This window comes from Pseudomonas sp. m6p, assembly GCF_055760375.1.
Genome location: NZ_CM147084.1, coordinates 5,874,441 through 5,897,096, shown reverse-complemented (window position 1 = coordinate 5,897,096; position 22,656 = coordinate 5,874,441). Strand labels below are relative to the sequence as shown.

General features: G+C 57.7%; 21 protein-coding genes. 16 read left to right on the top strand and 5 right to left on the bottom strand.

Annotation, left to right across the window (positions count from 1 at the left end; all coding sequences use genetic code 11):
• Positions 1–155 precede the first annotated feature (155 nt).
• A complete protein-coding gene (locus ACYZUM_RS26965; protein ID WP_108181232.1) occupies positions 156–1,688 on the bottom strand; it encodes a sensor histidine kinase in 1,533 nt (510 codons plus the stop codon).
• 168 nt (positions 1,689–1,856) lie between these two features.
• On the opposite strand from ACYZUM_RS26965, the gene ACYZUM_RS26960 reads away from it, so the two are divergent.
• The gene (locus ACYZUM_RS26960; RefSeq protein WP_108181231.1) at positions 1,857–2,576 is read left to right on the top strand and encodes a response regulator transcription factor; all 720 of its coding nucleotides are present in this window, start codon (positions 1,857–1,859) and stop codon (positions 2,574–2,576) included.
• A gap of 97 nt (positions 2,577–2,673) precedes the next feature.
• Here ACYZUM_RS26960 and gyrB read toward each other — a convergent pair whose 3' ends face one another.
• Genes gyrB through dnaA form a run of 4 tightly spaced genes read right to left on the bottom strand, consistent with a single transcriptional unit; the run spans position 2,674 to position 8,881 of the window.
• Positions 2,674–5,091: a DNA topoisomerase (ATP-hydrolyzing) subunit B gene (gyrB, locus tag ACYZUM_RS26955; protein ID WP_007960764.1), complete on the bottom strand. Its 2,418-nt coding sequence runs from the start codon at positions 5,089–5,091 to the stop codon at positions 2,674–2,676.
• A 5-nt stretch (positions 5,092–5,096) separates the two neighbouring features.
• Positions 5,097–6,200, bottom strand: a complete 1,104-nt coding sequence (recF, locus tag ACYZUM_RS26950; RefSeq protein ID WP_003220208.1) for a DNA replication/repair protein RecF — start codon at positions 6,198–6,200, stop codon at positions 5,097–5,099.
• Positions 6,201–6,214: 14 nt separating this feature from the next.
• The gene (dnaN, locus tag ACYZUM_RS26945; protein ID WP_003220202.1) at positions 6,215–7,318 is read right to left on the bottom strand and encodes a DNA polymerase III subunit beta; all 1,104 of its coding nucleotides are present in this window, start codon (positions 7,316–7,318) and stop codon (positions 6,215–6,217) included.
• A gap of 39 nt (positions 7,319–7,357) precedes the next feature.
• On the bottom strand, positions 7,358–8,881 hold the full coding sequence (dnaA, locus tag ACYZUM_RS26940; RefSeq protein ID WP_041073598.1) for a chromosomal replication initiator protein DnaA: 1,524 nt from the start codon (positions 8,879–8,881) through the stop codon (positions 7,358–7,360).
• 566 nt (positions 8,882–9,447) lie between these two features.
• On the opposite strand from dnaA, the gene rpmH reads away from it, so the two are divergent.
• The 15 genes from rpmH (at position 9,448) to atpA (ending at position 22,642) form a co-directional block, all read left to right on the top strand.
• Entirely contained in the window at positions 9,448–9,582 is a 135-nt protein-coding gene (gene rpmH / locus ACYZUM_RS26935; RefSeq protein ID WP_003213577.1) for a 50S ribosomal protein L34, read from the top strand.
• Positions 9,583–9,598: 16 nt separating this feature from the next.
• Complete coding sequence (gene rnpA, locus ACYZUM_RS26930) at positions 9,599–10,000, top strand: ribonuclease P protein component (protein WP_218191430.1); 402 nt, start codon at positions 9,599–9,601, stop codon at positions 9,998–10,000.
• On the top strand, positions 9,993–10,238 hold the full coding sequence (yidD, locus tag ACYZUM_RS26925; RefSeq protein ID WP_080921994.1) for a membrane protein insertion efficiency factor YidD: 246 nt from the start codon (positions 9,993–9,995) through the stop codon (positions 10,236–10,238). The genes rnpA and yidD overlap by 8 nt, the downstream gene beginning before the upstream one ends.
• A 2-nt stretch (positions 10,239–10,240) precedes the next feature.
• Complete coding sequence (gene yidC / locus ACYZUM_RS26920; RefSeq protein ID WP_108184349.1) at positions 10,241–11,923, top strand: membrane protein insertase YidC; 1,683 nt, start codon at positions 10,241–10,243, stop codon at positions 11,921–11,923.
• Between the two features lie 81 nt (positions 11,924–12,004).
• A complete protein-coding gene (mnmE, locus tag ACYZUM_RS26915) occupies positions 12,005–13,375 on the top strand; it encodes a tRNA uridine-5-carboxymethylaminomethyl(34) synthesis GTPase MnmE (RefSeq protein WP_108184348.1) in 1,371 nt (456 codons plus the stop codon).
• A gap of 551 nt (positions 13,376–13,926) precedes the next feature.
• Positions 13,927–15,825 (top strand): tRNA uridine-5-carboxymethylaminomethyl(34) synthesis enzyme MnmG, encoded by a 1,899-nt coding sequence (mnmG, locus tag ACYZUM_RS26910; protein WP_108184347.1) that lies wholly within the window; start codon positions 13,927–13,929, stop codon positions 15,823–15,825.
• Positions 15,822–16,466: a 16S rRNA (guanine(527)-N(7))-methyltransferase RsmG gene (gene rsmG / locus ACYZUM_RS26905; protein WP_108184346.1), complete on the top strand. Its 645-nt coding sequence runs from the start codon at positions 15,822–15,824 to the stop codon at positions 16,464–16,466. The genes mnmG and rsmG overlap by 4 nt, the downstream gene beginning before the upstream one ends.
• 18 nt (positions 16,467–16,484) lie before the next feature.
• A complete protein-coding gene (locus ACYZUM_RS26900) occupies positions 16,485–17,282 on the top strand; it encodes a ParA family protein (protein WP_041073588.1) in 798 nt (265 codons plus the stop codon).
• A gap of 9 nt (positions 17,283–17,291) precedes the next feature.
• Complete coding sequence (locus ACYZUM_RS26895) at positions 17,292–18,164, top strand: ParB/RepB/Spo0J family partition protein (RefSeq protein ID WP_003229785.1); 873 nt, start codon at positions 17,292–17,294, stop codon at positions 18,162–18,164.
• Positions 18,165–18,312: 148 nt separating this feature from the next.
• The gene (locus ACYZUM_RS26890) at positions 18,313–18,720 is read left to right on the top strand and encodes a F0F1 ATP synthase subunit I (protein WP_003229783.1); all 408 of its coding nucleotides are present in this window, start codon (positions 18,313–18,315) and stop codon (positions 18,718–18,720) included.
• Positions 18,721–18,736: 16 nt separating this feature from the next.
• Entirely contained in the window at positions 18,737–19,606 is an 870-nt protein-coding gene (gene atpB, locus ACYZUM_RS26885; RefSeq protein ID WP_047297389.1) for a F0F1 ATP synthase subunit A, read from the top strand.
• 133 nt (positions 19,607–19,739) lie between these two features.
• Positions 19,740–19,997 (top strand): F0F1 ATP synthase subunit C, encoded by a 258-nt coding sequence (atpE, locus tag ACYZUM_RS26880; RefSeq protein WP_003097235.1) that lies wholly within the window; start codon positions 19,740–19,742, stop codon positions 19,995–19,997.
• Between the two features lie 59 nt (positions 19,998–20,056).
• Positions 20,057–20,527: a F0F1 ATP synthase subunit B gene (locus ACYZUM_RS26875; protein WP_011336718.1), complete on the top strand. Its 471-nt coding sequence runs from the start codon at positions 20,057–20,059 to the stop codon at positions 20,525–20,527.
• Between the two features lie 12 nt (positions 20,528–20,539).
• The gene (locus tag ACYZUM_RS26870; RefSeq protein WP_007911956.1) at positions 20,540–21,076 is read left to right on the top strand and encodes a F0F1 ATP synthase subunit delta; all 537 of its coding nucleotides are present in this window, start codon (positions 20,540–20,542) and stop codon (positions 21,074–21,076) included.
• A gap of 21 nt (positions 21,077–21,097) precedes the next feature.
• Entirely contained in the window at positions 21,098–22,642 is a 1,545-nt protein-coding gene (gene atpA, locus ACYZUM_RS26865) for a F0F1 ATP synthase subunit alpha (RefSeq protein WP_041073579.1), read from the top strand.
• Positions 22,643–22,656 lie beyond the last annotated feature (14 nt).

Below are 22,656 nucleotides of genomic sequence, written 5' to 3'. Positions count from 1 at the left end.
AACCTGTGTACGGTTTTGTAGAAAAAGCCTGAATATGAAATTAACTTATTGATTTACTTATATATTTCTCAAGCTCATAAAACACCATAAAAGGTGCATAAGTTTTTTTCGGAAGTAAAGAAACCGGCTGATATAGCCGGTTTTTTTGTGCCTGTTCACTCGGCCATCAACGGTAGCTGCAGCCGGAACGTAGTGCCTTGATCGACGATGCTATGGCACTCGATGCGACCGCCATGATGATCAATCACTGCCTTGACCATCGACAGCCCCAGACCGATACCATCAATTCCCTGCGCCGATGAAAATCGTCGGTATTGAGTGAACAGATCCGGCAGTTCCTCGGCGGCAATGCCTTTGCCCTGATCAGTCAATTCACAGCACAGCCACTCGCCTTGGCAACTGACGCTCAACTGAATCGTGGCGCCTGGCGGGCTGTACTTGATGGCGTTTTCCAACAGGTTGAACAAGGCCCGGGTCAACAGGCCTTGATCCGCGCTGATCAGGCGTTCCTGGGATTGCTCATCCATCGCGTGCAACAGTTTGATGCTTTTCTGCTGAGCAATGGGCAGCGCCTGATCCAGCACGTCCAGCACCAGCATCGCGAACAGACTGGGTTGAAACTGGTAAGCCTCGGATTCCGCACGGGCCAGCAACACGAAACCATCGGTCAATTCCAACGCGCGGCGTACCTGGCGCTCGATCTGTTCGAACAGCGGTGAGTCCGCTCCGGCTTGATGGCGATGCACATCGAGCAGGGCCAAAATCGCTGAATGTGGGGCGCGCAGGTCGTGGGAAAGAAACCGCAACAAGACCCCACGCTGCTCTTCGGCGGCGCGTTCGGCACTCAGGTCGGTGAGGCTCAGCAGCCAGCCGATGGGGGTATCGCCATCCACCGGCAGCAAAGCCGCCCGTTCCAGACGCAAGCTGCGTTCCTTGTGATCGCGAAACTCCAGCAGCGCCAGGGTGGAAAGCGCCGGACGCGGTTCTGTGGACAACTCCGGATAACCGAGGCGGGCCAGTTGCTCGAGGACGTCGTCGCCAACCAGCGGGTGATCAAACAATACCCGCGCCTTGCGATTGCCGAGCAGAATCTGCCCCTTGGGATCGCTGATCAGCGTCGCCACCGGCAGGTACTCCAGACCGTCGGCAATGAAGCGCCGGGTATCGCGCGTGCGGCTCATGGCTTGCTCCAGCGCCATGATCTGGCCCTGCAGCTGGTCAGCGCTGGTGAATTGCGCGCGGCGCCGTTCCGGGAATACTTTCGGCTCGCGGTCCAGCCGTGCCAGCTCCCAGCCAAAGTACGTCAGCACCACGCTCAGGCGCCGCCAGTTCCAGACCAGGTAGCCGAACAATATGCCGAGCGCTGCCGGCGTCGGTGACCACCAGTGACGAACTTCCGCTAGTGCGGCGCTGGTGAGCAACACACCCGCCACCCCACCCAGCGTTACCCAGATCGCCCAGCGCGGACGCCACGGCAGCAAACCGAGGACAACCGCCACCCATCCCGCCGAAAGCAACGCGCTCCAAACCGGTGACGCATCGTGCAGATTAATCTGCGCGCGATACGACAACAGGGCAGTCAGCGGCAACAGCACTAGACTTATCCACAACCACTCACGCACCAATCGCCGAAACAGGCGCTGAACCTGACTCGGCTCGCGGCTTTCACGCCGACGCGGGCTAATCATGACAAACAGGGCAGGGGACAGTGAATGGTTTCATGGGCCACAGGTCTGAGGATGTAGATCCGAAGAATCATAGCGGACGTCGACCGATGGTGAACGGCTTACTTTTATTGCTCAGGCCGAGCCGTTAACGTGGCCGGCCACTGCCCAAGCAACAAGGAACCCACGCGTATGCGCGTTGCGATACTGGATGATGAACCCGCCGAACTGCGTCGGGTCGAGCAAACCCTGCAGCAGATGGCTGCAGTGGGAGAGCAGCCTTGGTCGCTGCACAGCTTTGAACGGGGTGAGGACCTGTTGCGCCAGTTGCGTCGGGACACCTTCGACTTGCTGATCCTCGACTGGCAACTGCCCGACATCACTGGCCTGGCGCTGCTGCGCTGGACCCGCGAACACATGGAGTCGCCGCCCGCCGCGATCATGCTGACCAGCCGCGACGGCGAAAGCGATATCGTCCAGGCGCTGAACGCCGGTGCCGACGATTACGTCAGCAAGCCTTTCCGCCCCAACGAGCTGAAAGCCCGAGTCGCCGCCGTCCTGCGCCGGCACAGCCAGCCACGCAGCAGTGCTGGCGAAGTCCTGACCTTCTATGACCTGACCTTCGACGATGCCGAACTGAGTGTCACCCGCGAGGGAAAGTCAGTCGTCATGACCGAACGTGAGTACCGCCTGGCGCGGTGCCTGTTCAGTAACCTGGGTCGGCCGTTATCGCGGGAGTATCTGTACGAACGCTTCTGGCCGCATGAAGAAGTCGCGTCATCACGGCCGCTGGATACGCACATCTATCGCCTGCGCAACAAGCTGGGGCTGACGGCAGATCGAGGTTGGCAGTTGCTGACGATTTATGGGTATGGGTATCGGTTGGAGAGTGTGACGGTTGCATCCGAGTAAAAATCAAAAGATCGGACCGCGTTCGGACGATCTTTTGATCGGCCAATAAAAAGGCCAACGCATGAGCGTTGGCCTTTTTGTTTGACGCCAACCGGGATCAGAAATCCAGGTTGGATACCGCCAACGCATTGCTTTCGATGAAGTCACGGCGAGGTTCGACCGCATCACCCATCAGGGTGTTGAAGATCTGGTCTGCGCCAATGGCGTCTTCGATGGTGACTTTCAGCATGCGGCGCACGCTTGGGTCCATGGTGGTTTCCCACAGCTGATCCGGGTTCATTTCGCCCAGACCTTTGTAGCGCTGGATGGTGTGGCGCTTGGTGCTTTCGGCCATCAGCCAGTCGAGGGCTTCCTTGAACTCGGTGACCGCTTTCTTGCGCTCGCCGCGCTGGATGTACGCGCCTTCGTCGAGCAGGGTGCTCAGTTGAGCGCCGAGGGTGACGACGGTCTTGTAGTCGTTGCTGCCGAAAAAGTCGCGGTTGAAGGTGACGTAGTTCGACAGACCGTGGGAGATCAGCTCGACCTCCGGCAGCCACACGCCACGTTCACGGTCTTCACGCAGGCTGGCCTTGTAGACCAGGCCCGACTTCTCGACGGTGCGTAGACGCACTTCGTACTGGGCCAGCCAGTCTTGCATCTTGGCGTGGTCGCCGAGCATTTCCAGGCTCACGGCCGGCAGGTAGATGAAGTGCTCGGTCAGCTCCTGCGGGTACAGGCGCGACAGACGCTTGAGGGTTTTCATCACCATGCGGAAGTCGTTCACCAGACGCTCGAGCGCTTCACCGGAAATGCCCGGGGCCTCTTCGTTCAGGTGCAGGCTTGCATCTTCCAGGGCCGACTGCGTCATGTACTCTTCCATGGCGTCGTCGTCTTTGATGTATTGCTCTTGCTTGCCTTTCTTGACCTTGTACAGCGGCGGCTGGGCGATGTAGATGTAACCGCGCTCGATCAGCTCCGGCAACTGACGGAAGAAGAAAGTCAGCAGCAGGGTACGGATGTGCGAACCGTCGACGTCAGCATCGGTCATGATGATGATGTTGTGATAGCGCAGCTTGTCGATGTTGTACTCTTCGCGACCGATGCCGCAGCCCAGTGCGGTGATCAGGGTGCCCACTTCCTGGGACGAGATCATCTTGTCGAAGCGTGCTTTCTCGACGTTGAGGATCTTGCCCTTCAGCGGCAGGATCGCCTGGGTCTTGCGGTTACGTCCCTGCTTGGCAGAGCCGCCCGCGGAGTCACCTTCCACGAGGTACAGTTCGGACAGCGCCGGGTCTTTTTCCTGGCAGTCAGCGAGCTTGCCCGGCAGGCCGGCGATGTCCAGCGCGCCTTTGCGGCGGGTCATCTCACGGGCCTTGCGCGCCGCTTCACGGGCACGCGCCGCGTCGATCATCTTGCCGACGACCAGCTTGGCTTCGTTAGGGTTTTCCAGCAGGAAGTCGGAGAAGTACTTGCCCATCTCCTGCTCGACCGCGGTCTTCACTTCGGAAGACACCAGCTTGTCTTTGGTTTGCGAGCTGAACTTCGGATCCGGCACTTTCACCGAGATGATCGCGGTCAGGCCTTCACGGGCATCGTCACCGGTGGTGGCGACTTTGTGCTTCTTCGCCAGACCTTCCTGCTCGATGTAGTTGTTCAGGTTACGCGTCAGTGCGGAACGGAAACCCACCAGGTGAGTACCGCCATCGCGCTGTGGAATATTGTTGGTGAAGCACAACAGGTTCTCGTTGAAGCTGTCGTTCCACTGCAGAGCGATTTCCACGCCAATGCCGTCTTCACGCTGGATGTTGAAGTGGAACACCTGATTGACCGCAGTCTTGTTGGTGTTCAGGTATTCAACGAACGCACGCAGGCCGCCTTCGTACTTGAACAGCTCTTCCTTGCCGCTGCGCTCATCCTTGAGGACGATGCCGACACCGGAGTTGAGGAAGGACAGTTCACGAATGCGCTTGGCCAGGATGTCCCAGCTGAAGTGAATGTTCTTGAAGGTTTCGCTGGACGCCTTGAAGTGGATCTGGGTGCCGGTGGTTTCGCTGTCGCCAACGATCGCCATCGGTGCCTGAGGCACGCCGTGAACGTAGGTCTGTTCCCAGATCTTGCCGCTGCGGCGTACGGTCAGTACCAGCTCTTCGGAAAGGGCGTTCACGACCGACACACCTACACCGTGCAGACCGCCGGAGACCTTGTAGGAGTTATCGTCGAACTTACCGCCAGCGTGGAGGACGGTCATGATGACCTCGGCGGCGGAAACGCCTTCCTCTTTGTGCACGTCTACCGGGATGCCACGGCCGTTGTCTTTGACGGTGATGGACTCATCCGGGTGGATGATGATGCTGATGTCGTCGCAGTGGCCGGCGAGGGCTTCGTCGATCGAGTTGTCGACCACCTCGAACACCATGTGGTGCAGACCGCTGCCATCGTCGGTGTCACCAATGTACATACCGGGACGTTTGCGTACGGCATCCAGGCCTTTCAGCACTTTAATGCTCGTTGAGTCGTACGTATTTTCTTCGCTCAATGCCTTCACTCCCGATGGTCGTGGGTCTGGGTGATACGGCCCTGTTCCACGTGGAACAGAGCGACTGGCGTTTCCGTCTGCCAGCCTTCCCTCAATAATTCGTGATCTACACAGGTGATGAAAACCTGGCAGCGTAAGTCTTCCAGCAAGCGGCACAGCGCGCGACGGTGGCTCTCGTCCAGCTCGGACGGCAAGTCATCCACCAGATAAATACACTGGCCGCGTCGGGCCTGGCTCACCAGATGCCCCTGGGCAATTCGCAAGGCACAAACCACCAGCTTCTGCTGACCCCGGGACAAGATGTCCGCGGCATTGTGTGCGCCCAATCTAAGACGCAAATCAGCCCGTTGCGGTCCGGCCTGGGTATGACCCATTTGCTGGTCCCGTTGCACGGAGCCAGCCAGTACGGCACTCAATTCCCGGTCCTTGTCCCAGCCTCGGTAATAGCTGAGCGTCAAACCTTCAAGCTCAACCAGTTCGCTCAAGGTTTGTTCAAAGACTGGCTTCAAGGCTTTGATGTAAGCGCGGCGGTATTCATCGATTTCAGCGCTGGCCTGGCACAGTTCCCTGTCCCAAACCGCTTGCGAAACGGCGTCAAGTGTACCATGCCGCAGCCAGGAGTTTCTCTGGCGCAAGGCCTTCTGCAAACGCTGCCAGGTCGCCATGAAACGCGGCTCGACATGAAACACACCCCAATCCAGAAACTGCCGGCGAATCTTCGGCGCACCTTCGAGCAGCCGGAAGCTATCGGGGTTGATCAACTGCAGTGGCAGGATCTCGGCCAATTGCGCAGCGCTGCGGGCGTTCTGCCCGTCGATGCGAATCTGAAACTCACCCTGACGGTCGCGAGATATGCCCAACGCACTGTGGCCACCCTCGGCCAACTCGACCTGACCGAACACCGTGCAGGCGAGTTGCTCGTACTGGATGACCGGCAACAGCCGCGTGCTACGAAACGAACGGGCAAGCCCCAGCAGATGAATGGCTTCCAGAACACTGGTTTTGCCGCTGCCGTTGGCGCCGTAAAGAATGTTGATGCGGGGGGAGGGGGAGAAGGTCACCGGGTGCAGATTGCGCACCGCGGTGACCGAAACACGACTTAACGACATCCAGGATCAGCTGATTACAGACGCATCGGCATGACAACATAAGCCGAGTCGTCATTGTCGGACTCTTGCACCAGCGCACTGCTGTTGGAGTCGGACAGGATCAGGCGAACCTGTTCGGTGGTCATCACGCCCAGCACGTCGAGCAGGTAGCTCACGTTGAAGCCGATTTCCAGCGAACCGCCGTTGTATTCAACGCCCACTTCTTCTTCCGCTTCTTCCTGCTCCGGGTTGTTGGCCTGGATCTTCAACTGACCGTTAGCCAGTTGCAGACGAATACCACGGTATTTCTCGTTGGACAGAATTGCGGTACGGCTGAAGGCTTCACGCAGTGCCTGACGATCGCCCAATACCAGCTTGTCGCCGCCCTTCGGCAGAACGCGCTCGTAATCCGGGAACTTGCCGTCGACCAGCTTCGAAGTGAAGGTGAATTCGCCGGTGGTGGCGCGGATGTGGTGCTGACCCAGAACGATGCTGACGTTGCCGTCCGGCTCGGTGAGCAGACGCGCCAGTTCGAGGATACCTTTGCGCGGCACGATCACCTGGTGGCGATCCGGCTGACCGATATCGGCCTGCATCGAGCACATCGCCAGACGGTGACCGTCGGTGGCCACAGCACGGATCACACCAGCCGAGACTTCCAGCAGCATGCCGTTGAGGTAGTAGCGCACGTCCTGCTGGGCCATGGCGAAGCTGGTGCGTTCGATCAAACGACGCAGTTTGCTCTGCTCCAGGCTGCAGGTCAGCGAACCCGGGCCTTCTTCAACCGTCGGGAAATCGTTGGCCGGCAGGGTCGACAGGGTGAAACGGCTACGGCCGGCCTTTACGACCAGTTTCTGCTCGTCGACCTTGATGTCGATCAGCGCGTCATTGGGCAGGCTCTTGCAGATGTCCATCAGCTTGCGCGCAGGGACGGTGATGGAACCGGTTTCGGCCGGCTCTTCGAGTTGCACGCGACCGACCAGCTCGACTTCCAGGTCGGTACCGGTCAGCGACAGTTGCTGGCCGTCGACGACCAACAGCACGTTGGACAGTACCGGCAAGGTCTGTCGGCGCTCGACGACGCCTGCGACCAGTTGCAGGGGTTTCAACAGGGCTTCGCGTTGAATGGTGAAATGCATGGTCTAGTCCCTTGCCTTAATAAGCTGCGCTGGTGTTCATCAAGTGGTCAGTGTACGCAGCAGGTTCTTGTAGTCCTCGCGGATGTCCGCGTCGGATTCCTTAAGTTCGTTGATCTTGCGGCAGGCGTGCAACACCGTCGTGTGGTCGCGACCACCAAACACATCGCCGATTTCCGGCAGGCTGTGGTTGGTCAGTTCCTTGGACAATGCCATGGCCACCTGACGCGGACGTGCCACCGAGCGCGAACGGCGCTTGGACAGCAGGTCGGAAATCTTGATCTTGTAGTACTCGGCGACGGTGCGCTGAATGTTATCCACAGAGACCAATTTGTCCTGCAGTGCCAACAAGTCCTTCAGGGATTCGCGAATCAACTCGATGGTGATGTCACGGCCCATGAAGTGCGAGTGAGCGATCACGCGTTTCAGCGCACCTTCCAGCTCGCGGACGTTGGAACGAATTCGCTGGGCAATGAAGAACGCCGCGTCGTGAGGCAACTCGACTTTGGCCTGATCAGCCTTCTTCATCAAGATCGCCACGCGGGTTTCCAGCTCCGGCGGCTCAACGGCAACCGTCAGGCCCCAGCCGAAGCGGGACTTCAGGCGCTCTTCAAGGCCTTCGATTTCTTTCGGGTAGCGGTCACTGGTGAGAATGACTTGCTGGCCACCTTCAAGCAGGGCGTTGAAGGTGTGGAAAAACTCTTCCTGGGAACGCTCTTTACGGGCGAAGAACTGAATATCGTCGATCAGCAGAGCGTCCACCGAACGGTAGAAGCGCTTGAATTCGTTGATCGCGTTCAGTTGCAGCGCCTTGACCATGTCGGCCACGAAACGCTCGGAATGCAGGTACACGACCTTGGCATTCGGGTTCTTCTTTAATAGATGGTTACCCACCGCGTGCATCAAGTGGGTTTTACCCAGGCCGACGCCGCCATACAGGAACAGCGGGTTGTAACCGTGCTTGGGATTGTCCGCCACCTGCCAGGCTGCCGCGCGGGCGAGCTGGTTGGACTTGCCCTCGACGAAATTCTCGAAGGTGAAGGTGCGGTTCAGGTAACTGGTGTGCTTGAGCGCGCCTTCCACCTGCACCGTGCGCTGTTCGGCGCGAACCGGGGCCTGTTGCGAGGCCGCACCGGCCATCGGGTCAAAGCTGTCGCGGGACGGCTCTTCACTGACTTCCTCGGTTTTCTGCGTCGAGCGCTTGGCCGGGGCTGCACTTGGAGCCGGGGCTGGCGCGCTGGCCGGCGCGGTATTGGCCTGCGCCTGGGACACCTGCGCAGCGGCCAACGGCGCATTAGGCGCGGCACGCGGTGCCGAGCTGCGTTTGCTGCCTATTAATAAGGAAAGCGCTGGCGCCATTCCGTTGCCGTGCTCATCCAGCAGTTCAAGGACGCGACCGAGGTACTTTTCGTTGACCCAGTCCAGCACAAAACGGTTCGGTGCGTAGACGCGCAACTCGTCGCCTTCGGCTTCGACCTGTAGTGGACGGATCCAGGTGTTGAATTGTTGGGCAGGCAGCTCTTCGCGCAAAAGCTCCACGCACTGCTGCCAAAGTTCCACTGACACGGATATCCCCTAAGTTGAAAGCCGGTGAGGCAAAAACAAGCGGCCATTGTAGCGGCGAGCCGTCCAGTTATCCACATGCAGGTTGTGTGGTGACCATGATTAATCAATGCGTTAACCGGTAAAAAGGCGACCAACGGTGTGTGCATAAGCTCTGTGGATAACCGCCTCTGAGGGCACTGGACAACTGGGGGTGGAACTCGGTGGATAACCAGCCTGTGGATAACAGGCCATTCCACACACAGGTTATCCGACAGCGCAGCACAGGCTGAACACGGTTTTCCACTGTAGTTGTCATTCTCTGTACATCAAGCTTTATAAGGGCTGAGCATGGTTATCCACAGAAGAGGGGCACCCTAGCTTTTACAAGCTTTACAGAAAAGCTTTAAATAATTCCCTTCTTTATTTTTATGTCTGGCAAACAGGATTTCGCTTCCGCAAGCTCCAGAGATCTATTTATAAGGAAACGCTGGTTGGAAATTGACCTGAGGGCTTGCTTTCTCTAGAATCCCCGGTCTCTTAAAACGGGGGCCATTCCGGCCCGTTGTGGACGAACCAGGTAACACGACATGAAACGTACTTTCCAACCAAGCACTATCAAACGCGCTCGTACCCACGGTTTCCGTGCTCGCATGGCTACCAAGAACGGTCGCGCTGTCCTGTCGCGTCGTCGCGCCAAAGGTCGTGCGCGTCTGGCAGTTTGATAATCCGGTACTGGAGGTGAGTCAGGACTTCAGTCGGGAAAAGCGTCTGCTTACCCCCCGGCATTTCAAGGCAGTCTTTGACTCCCCTACCGGCAAGGTTCCGGGGAAAAATCTCCTGCTCCTTGCGCGCAACAACGATCTTGATCACCCCCGTCTCGGGCTGGTTATCGGGAAAAAGAGCGTAAAGCTCTCCGTTGAGCGCAATCGCCTCAAACGTCTGATGCGCGAATCGTTCCGTCTGCACCAGGATTCTCTGGTCGGCTGGGACATCGTTATCGTCGCGCGCAAAGGTTTGGGCGACGTAGAAAACCCCGAATTGATTCAGCATTTCGGCAAACTCTGGAAGCGCCTGGCCCGTAACAAGCCAGTTTCAGCAGTCAAAACCGAAACTGTAGGGGTAGACAGTCCAGATGCGTAAACTGGCCCTCGTTCCGATCCAGTTTTATCGCTACGCCATTAGTCCTTTGATGGCCAATCACTGTCGTTTCTACCCCAGTTGTTCTTGCTACGCGTATGAAGCCATCGAAAATCATGGCCTTCTGCGCGGTGGCTGGCTGACCTTTCGTCGTTTAGGTCGCTGTCATCCGTGGAATCCCGGTGGTTATGACCCGGTTCCACCTATCCCTACCTCCCGTTCTTCTTCGATGGCCGAGTAATCATGGATATCAAACGCACGATCCTGATCGTCGCCCTGGCAATCGTGTCCTACGTCATGGTTCTTAAATGGAACCAGGATTATGGCCAGGCTGCCCTGCCGACTCAGAATGTTGCTACCAGTACGACTGCATCCGGTTTGCCGGACACCGTTCCTGGCAATAACGCTTCCGCCAGTGACGATATTCCGCGTGCCGCCAGCGATACCAGCGCACCTGTGGAAACGCCAGTCGCTGCCAGCAAGGATCTGATCCAGGTCAAAACCGACGTGCTCGATCTGGCGATCGATCCACAGGGCGGTGACGTTGCTCAACTGACTTTGCCACTGTATCCACGTCGTCAGGACCGTCCTGATGTGCCGTTTCAACTGTTCGACAACGGCGGCGAGCGTACTTATCTGGCACAAAGCGGCCTGATCGGCACCAACGGTCCGGACGCAAGCCCGGCCGGTCGTCCGGTTTACGCCTCGGAGAAGAAAAGTTATCAACTGGCTGACGGTCAGGATCAACTGGTTGTCGACCTGAAGTTCAGCAAGGACGGCGTCAATTACATCAAGCGTTTCACTCTGAAACGCGGCCTGTATGACGTGACCGTGACCTACCTTGTGGATAACCAGAGCGCTCAGCCTTGGTCGGGTTCGATGTTCGCCCAGCTGAAGCGCGATGCCAGTGCCGACCCTTCGTCGACCACTGCCACCGGCACTGCGACTTACCTGGGCGCTGCCCTGTGGACAAGTTCCGAGCCGTACAAGAAAGTGTCCATGAAAGACATGGACAAAGGTCAGCTGAAGGAAACCGTCACCGGTGGCTGGGTAGCTTGGCTGCAGCACTACTTCGTGACTGCGTGGGTTGCGCCGAAAGGCGAAAACAACATCGTTCAGACGCGTAAAGACAGCAAAGGCAACTACATCATCGGTTACACCGGTCCTTCGCTGACCGCTGCACCGGGTGCGAAAGTTGAAACCAGCGCCATTCTGTACGCCGGTCCGAAAAGCCAGGCCGTGCTGAAACAGTTGTCCCCAGGTCTGGAACTGACGGTCGACTACGGCATTCTGTGGTTCATCGCTCAACCGATCTTCTGGCTGCTGCAACACATTCACGCGATTGTGGGTAACTGGGGCTGGTCTATTATCTTCCTGACCATGCTGATCAAAGGGATCTTCTTCCCATTGTCGGCCGCCAGCTACAAATCCATGGCGCGCATGCGTGCCGTTGCGCCGAAACTGGCTGCATTGAAAGAGCAACATGGCGATGACCGGCAGAAAATGTCGCAAGCCATGATGGAGCTGTACAAGAAAGAGAAGATCAATCCGCTGGGCGGCTGCTTGCCGATCCTCGTGCAGATGCCGGTTTTCCTTTCGCTGTACTGGGTTCTGCTGGAAAGCGTGGAAATGCGCCAAGCGCCATTCATGCTGTGGATCACTGACCTGTCGATCAAGGATCCGTTCTTCATCCTGCCGATCATCATGGGCGCGACCATGTTCATTCAGCAGCGTCTGAACCCGACTCCACCGGATCCGATGCAGGCGAAGGTCATGAAAATGATGCCAATCATCTTCACCTTCTTCTTCCTGTGGTTCCCGGCTGGTCTGGTGCTGTACTGGGTTGTGAACAACTGCCTGTCGATTGCCCAACAGTGGTACATCACGCGTAAGATCGAAGCGGCGACGAAAAAAGCCGAGGCGTAACTTACTCTGTGGATAACACCACTCAAAACGCCCCCTAGTGGGGCGTTTTGCTATCTGCCACTTTTGTCTGGATTCCGGTTTATGAGCGCACCTCGTGAAACCATCGCCGCTGTCGCCACCGCTCAAGGTCGCGGCGGTGTCGGCATCGTCCGTATTTCCGGGCCGTTGGCCAGCGTCGCAGCCAAAGCCATCAGCGGCCGTGAACTGAAACCGCGTTACGCGCATTACGGTCCGTTTTTCAGTGATGATCAGCAAGTGCTGGACGAAGGACTGGCCCTGTATTTCCCGGGGCCGAACTCGTTCACCGGTGAAGACGTGCTGGAACTGCAGGGCCACGGCGGCCCGATTGTTCTGGATATGTTGCTCAAGCGTTGCCTGGAACTGGGTTGCCGTCTGGCCCGCCCCGGTGAATTCAGCGAGCGCGCGTTCCTCAACGACAAACTCGACCTGGCTCAGGCCGAGGCGATTGCCGATCTGATCGAAGCCAGTTCTGCACAGGCTGCACGCAATGCCTTGCGCTCGCTGCAGGGAGCGTTTTCCCAGCGTGTGCATAACCTCACTGAACAACTGATCGGCCTGCGCATCTACGTGGAAGCTGCCATCGACTTTCCGGAAGAGGAAATCGACTTTCTTGCCGATGGCCATGTGTTGAGCATGCTCGACAAGGTACGTGAAGAGTTATCCACTGTGCTGCGAGAAGCCGGACAGGGTGCCTTGTTGCGCGACGGTATGACCGTGGTGATTGCCGGTCGTCCGAATGCCGGCAAGTCCAGCCTGTTGAATGCCCTGGCTGGCCGCGAAGCCGCGATCGTGACTGAGATCGCCGGTACCACGCGGGACATTCTGCGCGAACATATCCACATTGATGGCATGCCGTTGCACGTGGTGGACACCGCCGGTCTGCGCGATACCGATGATCAAGTGGAAAAGATTGGTGTTGAACGAGCGCTGAAGGCGATCACTGAAGCCGACCGGGTGTTGCTGGTGGTCGATGCCACTGCGCCGGAAGCGGCGGATCCGTTTGCCCTGTGGCCGGAATTCCTCGAAACCCGGCCAGATCCGGCCAAAGTCACCTTGATCCGCAACAAGGCTGACCTGACGGGTGAGACGATTGCCCTGGAAGTCAGTGACGATGGCCACGTGACCATCAGCCTCAGCGCCAAATCCGCCGGCGAAGGTCTGGAATTGCTGCGCGACCACCTCAAGGCCTGCATGGGCTATGAGCAAACCTCGGAAAGCAGCTTCAGTGCCCGTCGCCGCCATCTGGAGGCCCTCCGCCACGCCAGTGCAGCGCTGGAACATGGTCGTGCACAGCTGACGCTGGCAGGTGCCGGTGAACTGCTGGCCGAAGATTTGCGTCAGGCACAGCACTCACTGGGCGAAATCACCGGGGCATTCAGCTCCGATGACCTGCTCGGCCGGATCTTTTCCAGCTTCTGTATCGGTAAATAAGCCCTCTGCTGTAAGCAGACAGGCCCATTCGCGGCCTGTCTGCACCCTCATTTCCAATTCCTTTCTCCAGTGCCGGGCAGATTCCCTCTCCCTCAGCGGATTTCCCTCGGCCGTCGTACAGTCACTCAGCGGATTTCTGTGGATTAAGCCCTGTGAATAACTGCCGCTGAGGGCAGTTGATAACAGGGCTCCAAAACTGAATATAACTGCCTCTGTGGATAACCACCTCATTCATCCACAGGCTTAAAGCGGTTATCCAAGGGCCTCATTGGCACCTGGTCACAGGGTTTTGAAACGCTGTACATATTGAAATATATAGCCTGTAGCGATCTATCCACAGAAAGGATGGTCAGTAAGAATAAACATAAAAACAAAGGTTTTATAAATTTCTCTCTTTTTTATTCTTTTGATCTCGAGTTCTCCACAGCTGGTTAAATTTTGTGCAAAGGGTTCTTTAGGAAGGGCGAAGTCCCTATACTTGTCGACCAGGTTCAGAAACCTGATCTCAAACTATTCCTGAATGACCTACTTAAGCAGGCACGAGGTGCGTGGTGGATTTCCCTTCCCGTTTTGAAGTGATCGTCATCGGCGGCGGTCATGCCGGTACCGAGGCAGCACTGGCCTCAGCACGTATGGGGGCAAAAACCCTGTTGCTGACGCATAACGTGGAAACCCTCGGTGCCATGAGCTGCAACCCGGCCATCGGTGGCATTGGCAAAAGCCATCTGGTCAAGGAAATCGATGCCCTCGGCGGCGCGATGGCCGTGGCTACCGATCTGGGCGGTATCCAGTTTCGTGTGTTGAACAGCCGTAAAGGCCCGGCCGTGCGTGCAACCCGTGCCCAGGCAGATCGGATTCTGTACAAGGCCGCTGTCCGCGAAATCCTGGAAAACCAGCCGAACCTGTGGATATTTCAACAGGCTGCTGACGACTTGATCGTCGAGCAGGAACAGGTGCGTGGTGTGGTCACACAAATGGGTCTGCGCTTTTTCGCCGATTCCGTGGTGCTGACAACCGGAACGTTCCTCGGTGGACTTATCCACATCGGTTTGCAGAATTTCTCCGGCGGTCGTGCCGGTGATCCGCCATCGATTGCCCTAGCACATCGTCTGCGTGAACTGCCGCTGCGTGTCGGTCGCCTGAAAACCGGTACCCCACCGCGCATTGATGGCAAGTCTGTGGATTTCTCGGTGATGACCGAGCAACCAGGCGATACGCCGATCCCGGTGATGTCGTTCATGGGCAACAAGGAACAGCATCCACGCCAGGTCAGTTGCTGGATTACTCACACCAACGCCCGCACCCACGAAATCATTGCGGCGAACCTCGATCGTTCGCCGATGTATTCCGCTGCCGGTGAAATCGAAGGCATCGGCCCACGCTATTGCCCGTCGATCGAAGACAAGATCCACCGCTTTGCCGACAAGGAAAGCCATCAGGTGTTCATCGAGCCGGAAGGCCTGACCACCCATGAGCTGTATCCGAACGGGATATCCACAAGCTTGCCGTTCGACGTGCAATTGCAGATCGTGCAATCGATTCGCGGCATGGAAAACGCGCACATCGTGCGTCCCGGTTATGCGATCGAGTACGACTACTTCGATCCGCGCGACCTGAAGTACAGCCTGGAAACCAAAGTCATCGGCGGTCTGTTCTTCGCCGGGCAAATCAACGGCACCACCGGTTACGAAGAAGCCGGTGCGCAAGGTTTGCTCGCCGGGGCCAACGCTGCGCTGCGCGCCAAGGGCAAAGAAGCCTGGTGCCCGCGCCGCGATGAGGCGTACATCGGCGTACTGGTCGACGACCTGATCACCCTCGGTACCCAAGAGCCGTACCGCATGTTCACTTCCCGTGCCGAGTACCGCCTGATCCTGCGTGAAGACAACGCCGACCTGCGTCTGACCGAAAAAGGCCGCGAACTGGGTCTGGTCGATGACGCGCGTTGGGCGGCGTTCTGCAAGAAGCGCGAAAACATCGAACTGGAAGAGCAGCGCCTGAAAGGCACCTGGGTTCGCCCGGGCACGCAGCAGGGCGATGCGATTGCGGAAAAATTCGGCACACCGCTGACTCACGAATACAACTTGCTCAACCTCTTGAGCCGTCCGGAAATCGACTACGCTGGTCTGGTCGAAGTGACCGGGCAGGGCGCCGAAGATCCACAGGTCGCCGAACAGGTTGAAATCAAGACCAAATACGCCGGTTACATCGACCGTCAACAGGACGAGATCGCCCGTCTGCGCGCCAGTGAAGACACGAAACTGCCTGTGGATATCGATTACACCAACATTTCCGGTCTCTCCAAGGAGATCCAGAGCAAGCTCGGTGCGACGCGTCCGGAGACGCTCGGCCAGGCTTCGCGGATTCCGGGCGTGACCCCGGCAGCGATTTCGCTGTTGATGATTCATTTGAAAAAACGCGGCGCGGGCCGTCAGTTGGAGCAAAGCGCTTGAGTTCTAAGGTCACTTCGCAACACGCCGAAGAGTTATCCACAGGAGCCCGCGCGCTCGGTGTCGATCTCAGCGCAGCCCAGCACGAATTGCTGCTGGGTTACCTGGCCCTGTTGATCAAATGGAACCAGGCCTACAACCTGACTGCAGTGCGCGACCCGGACGAGATGGTCTCGCGGCATCTGCTCGACAGTCTGAGCGTGATGTCGTTTATCGAAAACGGTCGCTGGCTCGACGTCGGCAGCGGCGGCGGCATGCCGGGGATCCCGTTGGCGATCCTGTATCCGGACTCGCAAGTGACTTGTCTGGACAGCAACGGCAAGAAAACCCGCTTCCTGACTCAGGTCAAACTCGAACTCAAACTGGATAACCTGCAAGTTATCCACAGTCGTGTCGAAGCTTTCCAGCCTGCTCAGCCATTTAACGGGATCATCTCCCGAGCGTTCAGCAGCATGGAGAACTTCACCAACTGGACTCGCCATCTGGGCGATGCCGACACGCGCTGGCTGGCAATGAAGGGCGTTCATCCGGCCGATGAGCTGGTAGCATTGCCGGCAGACTTCAAACTCGATAGCGAACACGCCCTGGCCGTCCCCGGTTGCCAAGGCCAACGCCATCTGCTGATACTGCGCCGCACGGCATGATTGGGAACACAAGCAAGAATGGCTAAGGTATTCGCGATAGCGAACCAGAAGGGTGGTGTGGGCAAAACCACCACCTGTATCAACCTCGCAGCATCCCTGGTCGCGACCAAGCGCCGGGTGCTGTTGATCGATCTCGATCCACAGGGCAACGCCACCATGGGTAGCGGTGTGGATAAACACGGCTTGGAAAACTCGGTCTACGACCTGCTGATCGGCGAATGCGATCTGGCCCAGGCCATGCACTTCTCGGAACATGGCGGTTATCAACTGCTGCCGGCCAACCGGGATCTGACGGCGGCCGAAGTGGTGCTGCTGGAAATGCAGATGAAGGAAAGCCGTCTGCGCAGCGCGCTGGCGCCGATCCGTGAAAACTACGATTACATTTTGATCGACTGCCCGCCGTCGCTGTCGATGCTCACGTTGAACGCTCTGGTTGCCGCCGATGGGGTCATTATCCCCATGCAATGCGAATACTTTGCGCTCGAAGGCTTGAGCGACCTTGTGGATAACATCAAGCGCATCGCCGAACTGCTGAACCCCAACCTCAAGGTCGAAGGTTTGCTGCGCACCATGTACGACCCGCGGCTGAGTCTGATGAACGACGTCTCGGCCCAGCTCAAGGAACACTTTGGCGAACAGTTGTACGACACAGTGATCCCGCGCAACATCCGTCTGGCCGAAGCGCCGAGCTACGGTATGCCGGCACTGGCCTACGACAAGCAATCGCGCGGCGCGCTGGCCTATCTGGCTCTGGCGGGCGAAATGGTTCGCCGTCAGCGCAAAAATTCACGTATCGCCGCTGCCCAGCCAACTTAAGGAATCCCCATGGCCGTCAAGAAACGAGGTCTCGGACGTGGACTGGATGCACTGCTGAGTGGTCCGACCGTCAGCGCGCTGGAAGAACAGGCGGCGCAGGCCGATACCCGTGAACTGCAACACTTGCCGCTGGACCTGCTGCAGCGCGGCAAATACCAGCCACGCCGCGACATGGACCCGCAGGCACTGGAAGAGCTGGCGCAGTCAATCAAGTCGCAAGGCGTGATGCAGCCGATCGTGGTGCGCCCGATTGGCGGCGGCCGCTTCGAAATCATCGCCGGTGAACGCCGCTGGCGCGCCAGCCAGCAGGCCGGCCAGGAAACCATCCCGGCGATGGTCCGTGATGTGCCGGATGAAACCGCGATCGCCATTGCGCTGATCGAGAACATTCAGCGTGAAGACCTGAACCCGATCGAAGAAGCCGTCGCCTTGCAGCGTCTGCAACAGGAATTCCAGCTCACACAACAACAGGTGGCCGAGGCTGTGGGTAAGTCCCGCGTGACTGTGGCTAACCTGTTGCGACTTATTGCACTGCCGGAAGTCATCAAGACCATGCTGTCCCACGGTGACCTGGAAATGGGTCATGCCCGTGCTTTGCTCGGTCTGCCGGACAATCAGCAGGTGGAAGGGGCGCGACATGTTGTCGCACGCGGCCTGACTGTGCGCCAGACTGAGGCACTGGTTCGCCAGTGGTTGAGTGGCAAACCGGAGCCTGTGGAAGCGGCCAAACCCGACCCGGATATCGCCCGGCTCGAACAGCGTCTGGCCGAGCGCCTAGGCTCTGCGGTGCAGATCCGCCACGGGAAGAAGGGAAAAGGGCAGTTGGTGATCGGTTACAACTCCCTCGATGAGCTTCAAGGTGTGCTCGCACACATCCGCTGAAACATTTCCTCATGTAGCGCGCAGTCGGAAATCACTACCTGACAGTTGAATAGGGGCAGAACCGCCCCTATACTCTGCGCGCATTTTGTCGGCACAAATTATGCCAAGTTATTGAATTTCGGCAGCCGACCATTGGAGAGCAAACGTGATGGAAACCCGCAAGCCAAACCGCCTGCCGTTCCATCGCCTGGCGGTTTTTCCGGTGTTGATGGCTCAATTTGTCATTTTGCTCATTGCCGCTTTGGCGCTCTGGCAATGGCACGGAGTCGTTGCCGGATACTCGGGACTTTGCGGAGGCCTGATAGCCTTGCTGCCCAATGTTTATTTCGCTCACAAGGCATTTCGGTTTTCCGGCGCCCGAGCAGCCCAGTCCATCGTCCGGTCATTTTATGCCGGCGAGGCAGGCAAACTGATTTTGACAGCAGTGCTGTTTGCACTGGTGTTTGCAGGTGTGAAGCCATTGGCGCCGATCGCAGTATTCGGCGCCTTCGTGCTGACTCAGTCGGTCAGCTGGTTCGCTCCCCTGCTGATGAGAACAAGACTTTCGAGACCTTAGGGCGTTTGAGGCAACCATGGCAGAAACAACCGCTTCGGGCTATATCCAGCACCACTTGCAGAACCTGACCTTCGGTCAGCTACCTAACGGCGGCTGGGGCTTTGCCCATTCCGCAGCAGAAGCCAAGGAAATGGGCTTCTGGGCTTTCCACGTCGATACCCTCGGCTGGTCGGTCGCGCTGGGTCTGATCTTCGTTTTTCTTTTCCGCATGGCGGCAAAGAAAGCGACTTCGGGTCAGCCGGGTGCTTTGCAGAACTTCGTTGAAGTATTGGTCGAATTCGTCGATGGCAGCGTGAAAGACAGCTTCCATGGCCGTAGCCCGGTGATTGCACCGCTGGCACTGACCATCTTCGTCTGGGTGTTCCTGATGAACGCCGTCGACCTGGTACCGGTCGACTGGATTCCTCAGCTGGCCATCCTGATTTCCGGTGACCACCACATCCCGTTCCGCGCCGTGTCGACAACCGACCCGAACGCGACCCTGGGCATGGCGTTCTCGGTTTTCGCGCTGATCATTTTCTACAGCATCAAGGTCAAGGGCATCGGCGGTTTCATCGGCGAACTCACCCTGCACCCGTTCGGCAGCAAGAACATCTTCGTTCAGGCCCTGCTGATCCCGGTGAACTTCCTGCTGGAATTCGTGACCCTGATCGCCAAGCCGATCTCTCTGGCTCTGCGTCTGTTCGGCAACATGTATGCCGGCGAGCTGGTGTTCATTCTGATCGCTGTGATGTTCGGCAGCGGCCTGCTCTGGCTGAGCGGCCTGGGCGTTGTTCTGCAGTGGGCGTGGGCTGTGTTCCACATCCTGATCATCACCCTGCAGGCGTTCATCTTCATGATGCTGACCATCGTCTACCTGTCGATGGCGCACGAAGAAAACCATTAAGACGAGTCTCGACTAGTCTGATGTCCTTCCCGGTCAAACGGGAGGGGGCTCCTAACCGGGCCTCTGAAACGATTTGTTTTACCGCTTTAATCTAAAAAACCTAAACCATACGACGTAAAAGTCGGGAGGAAAGATGGAAACTGTAGTTGGTCTAACCGCTATCGCTGTTGCACTGTTGATCGGCCTGGGCGCACTGGGTACCGCAATTGGTTTCGGCCTGCTGGGCGGCAAGTTCCTGGAAGGCGCAGCGCGTCAGCCAGAAATGGTTCCAATGCTGCAAGTTAAAATGTTCATCGTTGCCGGTCTGCTCGACGCCGTAACCATGATCGGTGTTGGTATCGCTCTGTTCTTCACCTTTGCGAACCCGTTCGTTGGTCAGATCGCTGGCTAATTACCCGGATTCTTCCGAGTAATTTGATGTGATGGACAACGTAACTGCGAGGTGTTGGCGTGAACATTAATGCGACCCTGATTGGCCAGTCCGTTGCGTTCCTGATTTTTGTACTGTTCTGCATGAAGTTCGTATGGCCTCCGGTCATTGCGGCACTGCACGAACGTCAAAAGAAGATCGCTGATGGTCTGGACGCTGCCAGCCGAGCAGCTCGCGACCTGGAGTTGGCCCAAGAGAAAGCGGGTCAGCAACTGCGCGAAGCGAAAGCTCAGGCAGCTGAAATCATCGAGCAAGCCAAGAAACGCGGTAACCAGATCGTTGAAGAGGCTGTTGAAAAAGCCCGTATCGACGCTGACCGTGTGAAGGTTCAGGCTCAAGCCGAGATCGAACAGGAACTGAACAGTGTCAAAGACAAGCTGCGCGCCCAAGTGGGCTTGCTGGCTGTCGGCGGCGCCGAGAAGATCCTGGGTGCCACAATCGATCAAAACGCGCACGCAGAGCTAGTTAACCAACTGGCTGCTGAAATCTAAGCGAGGGCGATCATGGCAGAACTGACCACGTTGGCCCGACCTTACGCTAAGGCGGCCTTCGAGCACGCTCAGGCCCACCAGCAACTGGCCAATTGGTCAGCCATGCTCGGCCTGGCAGCAGCGGTGTCGCAAGACGACACCATGCAGCGCGTGCTCAAGGCCCCGCGACTGACGAGCGCAGAAAAGGCCGCCACGTTCATTGACGTGTGCGGCGACAAGTTCGATGCCAAGGCACAGAATTTCATCAATGTCGTTGCCGAAAACGACCGTCTCCCGCTTCTGCCGGAGATCGCCGCTCTTTTCGACCTGTACAAGGCCGAGCAAGAGAAATCGGTAGACGTTGAAGTGACCAGTGCTTTTGCATTGAACCAAGAACAGCAAGACAAACTCGCCAAGGTTCTCAGTGCACGACTCAACCGGGAAGTGCGCCTGCAAGTTGCGGAGGATGCTGCCCTTATAGGTGGTGTCGTTATCCGCGCCGGCGACCTGGTTATCGATGGCTCGATTCGCGGCAAAATCGCGAAACTTGCCGAAGCATTGAAATCTTGAGTTTGAAGGGGCAGCAGAGCAATGCAGCAACTCAATCCTTCCGAAATAAGTGAAATTATCAAGGGCCGCATCGAAAAGCTCGATGTGACCTCCCAAGCCCGTAACGAAGGCACTGTCGTCAGCGTATCTGACGGCATCGTGCGGATTCACGGTCTGGCCGACGTCATGTACGGCGAGATGATCGAGTTTCCGGGCGGCGTCTACGGTATGGCCCTCAACCTGGAGCAAGACTCCGTAGGTGCCGTTGTACTGGGCGCATACACCAGTCTGGCTGAAGGCATGAGCGCCAAGTGCACCGGCCGCATCCTCGAAGTTCCGGTAGGTAAGGAACTGCTGGGTCGCGTAGTCGACGCACTGGGTAACCCTGTTGACGGCAAAGGTCCACTGGGCAACACCGAGACCGACGCGGTCGAGAAAGTTGCACCGGGCGTGATCTGGCGTAAGTCGGTAGACCAGCCTGTACAGACTGGCTACAAGGCTGTCGATGCCATGATCCCTGTCGGCCGTGGCCAGCGTGAGCTGATCATCGGTGACCGTCAGATCGGTAAAACCGCTCTGGCGATCGACGCGATCATCAACCAGAAAGACAGCGGCATTTTCTGCGTCTACGTGGCAATCGGTCAGAAGCAGTCGACCATCGCCAACGTGGTTCGCAAGCTGGAAGAAAACGGTGCACTGGCTAACACCATCATCGTTGCAGCGAGCGCTTCGGAATCTGCAGCACTGCAATTCCTGGCTCCGTACTCCGGTTGCACCATGGGTGAATTCTTCCGCGACCGCGGTGAAGACGCGCTGATCGTTTATGACGATCTGTCCAAGCAAGCAGTGGCTTACCGCCAGATTTCCCTGCTGCTGCGCCGTCCACCAGGCCGTGAAGCTTACCCAGGCGACGTGTTCTATCTCCACTCCCGTCTGCTGGAGCGCGCATCCCGCGTTTCGGAAGAGTACGTTGAGAAGTTCACCAACGGCGCAGTGACCGGCAAAACCGGTTCCCTGACCGCACTGCCGATCATCGAAACCCAGGCTGGCGACGTTTCCGCGTTCGTTCCGACCAACGTGATTTCCATCACCGACGGTCAGATCTTCCTGGAATCGGCCATGTTCAACTCGGGCATTCGCCCTGCAGTGAACGCCGGTGTTTCGGTATCCCGTGTGGGTGGTGCCGCTCAGACCAAGATCATCAAGAAGCTGTCCGGTGGTATCCGTACCGCTCTGGCTCAGTACCGTGAACTGGCAGCATTCGCCCAGTTCGCTTCTGACCTGGACGAAGCGACCCGCAAGCAACTTGAGCATGGTCAGCGCGTTACCGAGCTGATGAAGCAGAAGCAATACGCACCGATGTCGATCGCTGACATGGCGCTGTCGCTGTATGCCGCTGAGCGTGGGTTCCTGACTGACATTGAAATCGCCAAGATCGGCAGCTTCGAACAAGCGCTGATTGCTTTCTTCAACCGCGATCACGCCGATTTGATGGCCAAGATCAACGTTAAAGGTGACTTCAATGACGAAATCGACGCTGGCCTCAAAGCCGGTATCGAGAAGTTCAAGGCCACCCAAACCTGGTAAGCCGCAGCGGGAGC

Bases quoted from the DNA above. Each gene is read 5' to 3' on its own strand.
- ACYZUM_RS26965 (WP_108181232.1), bottom strand. From the start codon at position 1,688: ATGATTAGCCCGCGTCGGCGTGAAAGCCGCGAGCCGAGTCAGGTTCAG.
- ACYZUM_RS26960 (WP_108181231.1), top strand. From the start codon at position 1,857: ATGCGCGTTGCGATACTGGATGATGAACCCGCCGAACTGCGTCGGGTC.
- recF (WP_003220208.1), bottom strand. From the start codon at position 6,200: ATGTCGTTAAGTCGTGTTTCGGTCACCGCGGTGCGCAATCTGCACCCG.
- dnaN (WP_003220202.1), bottom strand. From the start codon at position 7,318: ATGCATTTCACCATTCAACGCGAAGCCCTGTTGAAACCCCTGCAACTG.
- rpmH (WP_003213577.1), top strand. From the start codon at position 9,448: ATGAAACGTACTTTCCAACCAAGCACTATCAAACGCGCTCGTACCCAC.
- yidD (WP_080921994.1), top strand. From the start codon at position 9,993: ATGCGTAAACTGGCCCTCGTTCCGATCCAGTTTTATCGCTACGCCATT.
- yidC (WP_108184349.1), top strand. From the start codon at position 10,241: ATGGATATCAAACGCACGATCCTGATCGTCGCCCTGGCAATCGTGTCC.
- mnmE (WP_108184348.1), top strand. From the start codon at position 12,005: ATGAGCGCACCTCGTGAAACCATCGCCGCTGTCGCCACCGCTCAAGGT.
- ACYZUM_RS26900 (WP_041073588.1), top strand. From the start codon at position 16,485: ATGGCTAAGGTATTCGCGATAGCGAACCAGAAGGGTGGTGTGGGCAAA.
- ACYZUM_RS26895 (WP_003229785.1), top strand. From the start codon at position 17,292: ATGGCCGTCAAGAAACGAGGTCTCGGACGTGGACTGGATGCACTGCTG.
- ACYZUM_RS26890 (WP_003229783.1), top strand. From the start codon at position 18,313: ATGGAAACCCGCAAGCCAAACCGCCTGCCGTTCCATCGCCTGGCGGTT.
- atpB (WP_047297389.1), top strand. From the start codon at position 18,737: ATGGCAGAAACAACCGCTTCGGGCTATATCCAGCACCACTTGCAGAAC.
- atpE (WP_003097235.1), top strand. From the start codon at position 19,740: ATGGAAACTGTAGTTGGTCTAACCGCTATCGCTGTTGCACTGTTGATC.
- ACYZUM_RS26870 (WP_007911956.1), top strand. From the start codon at position 20,540: ATGGCAGAACTGACCACGTTGGCCCGACCTTACGCTAAGGCGGCCTTC.
- atpA (WP_041073579.1), top strand. From the start codon at position 21,098: ATGCAGCAACTCAATCCTTCCGAAATAAGTGAAATTATCAAGGGCCGC.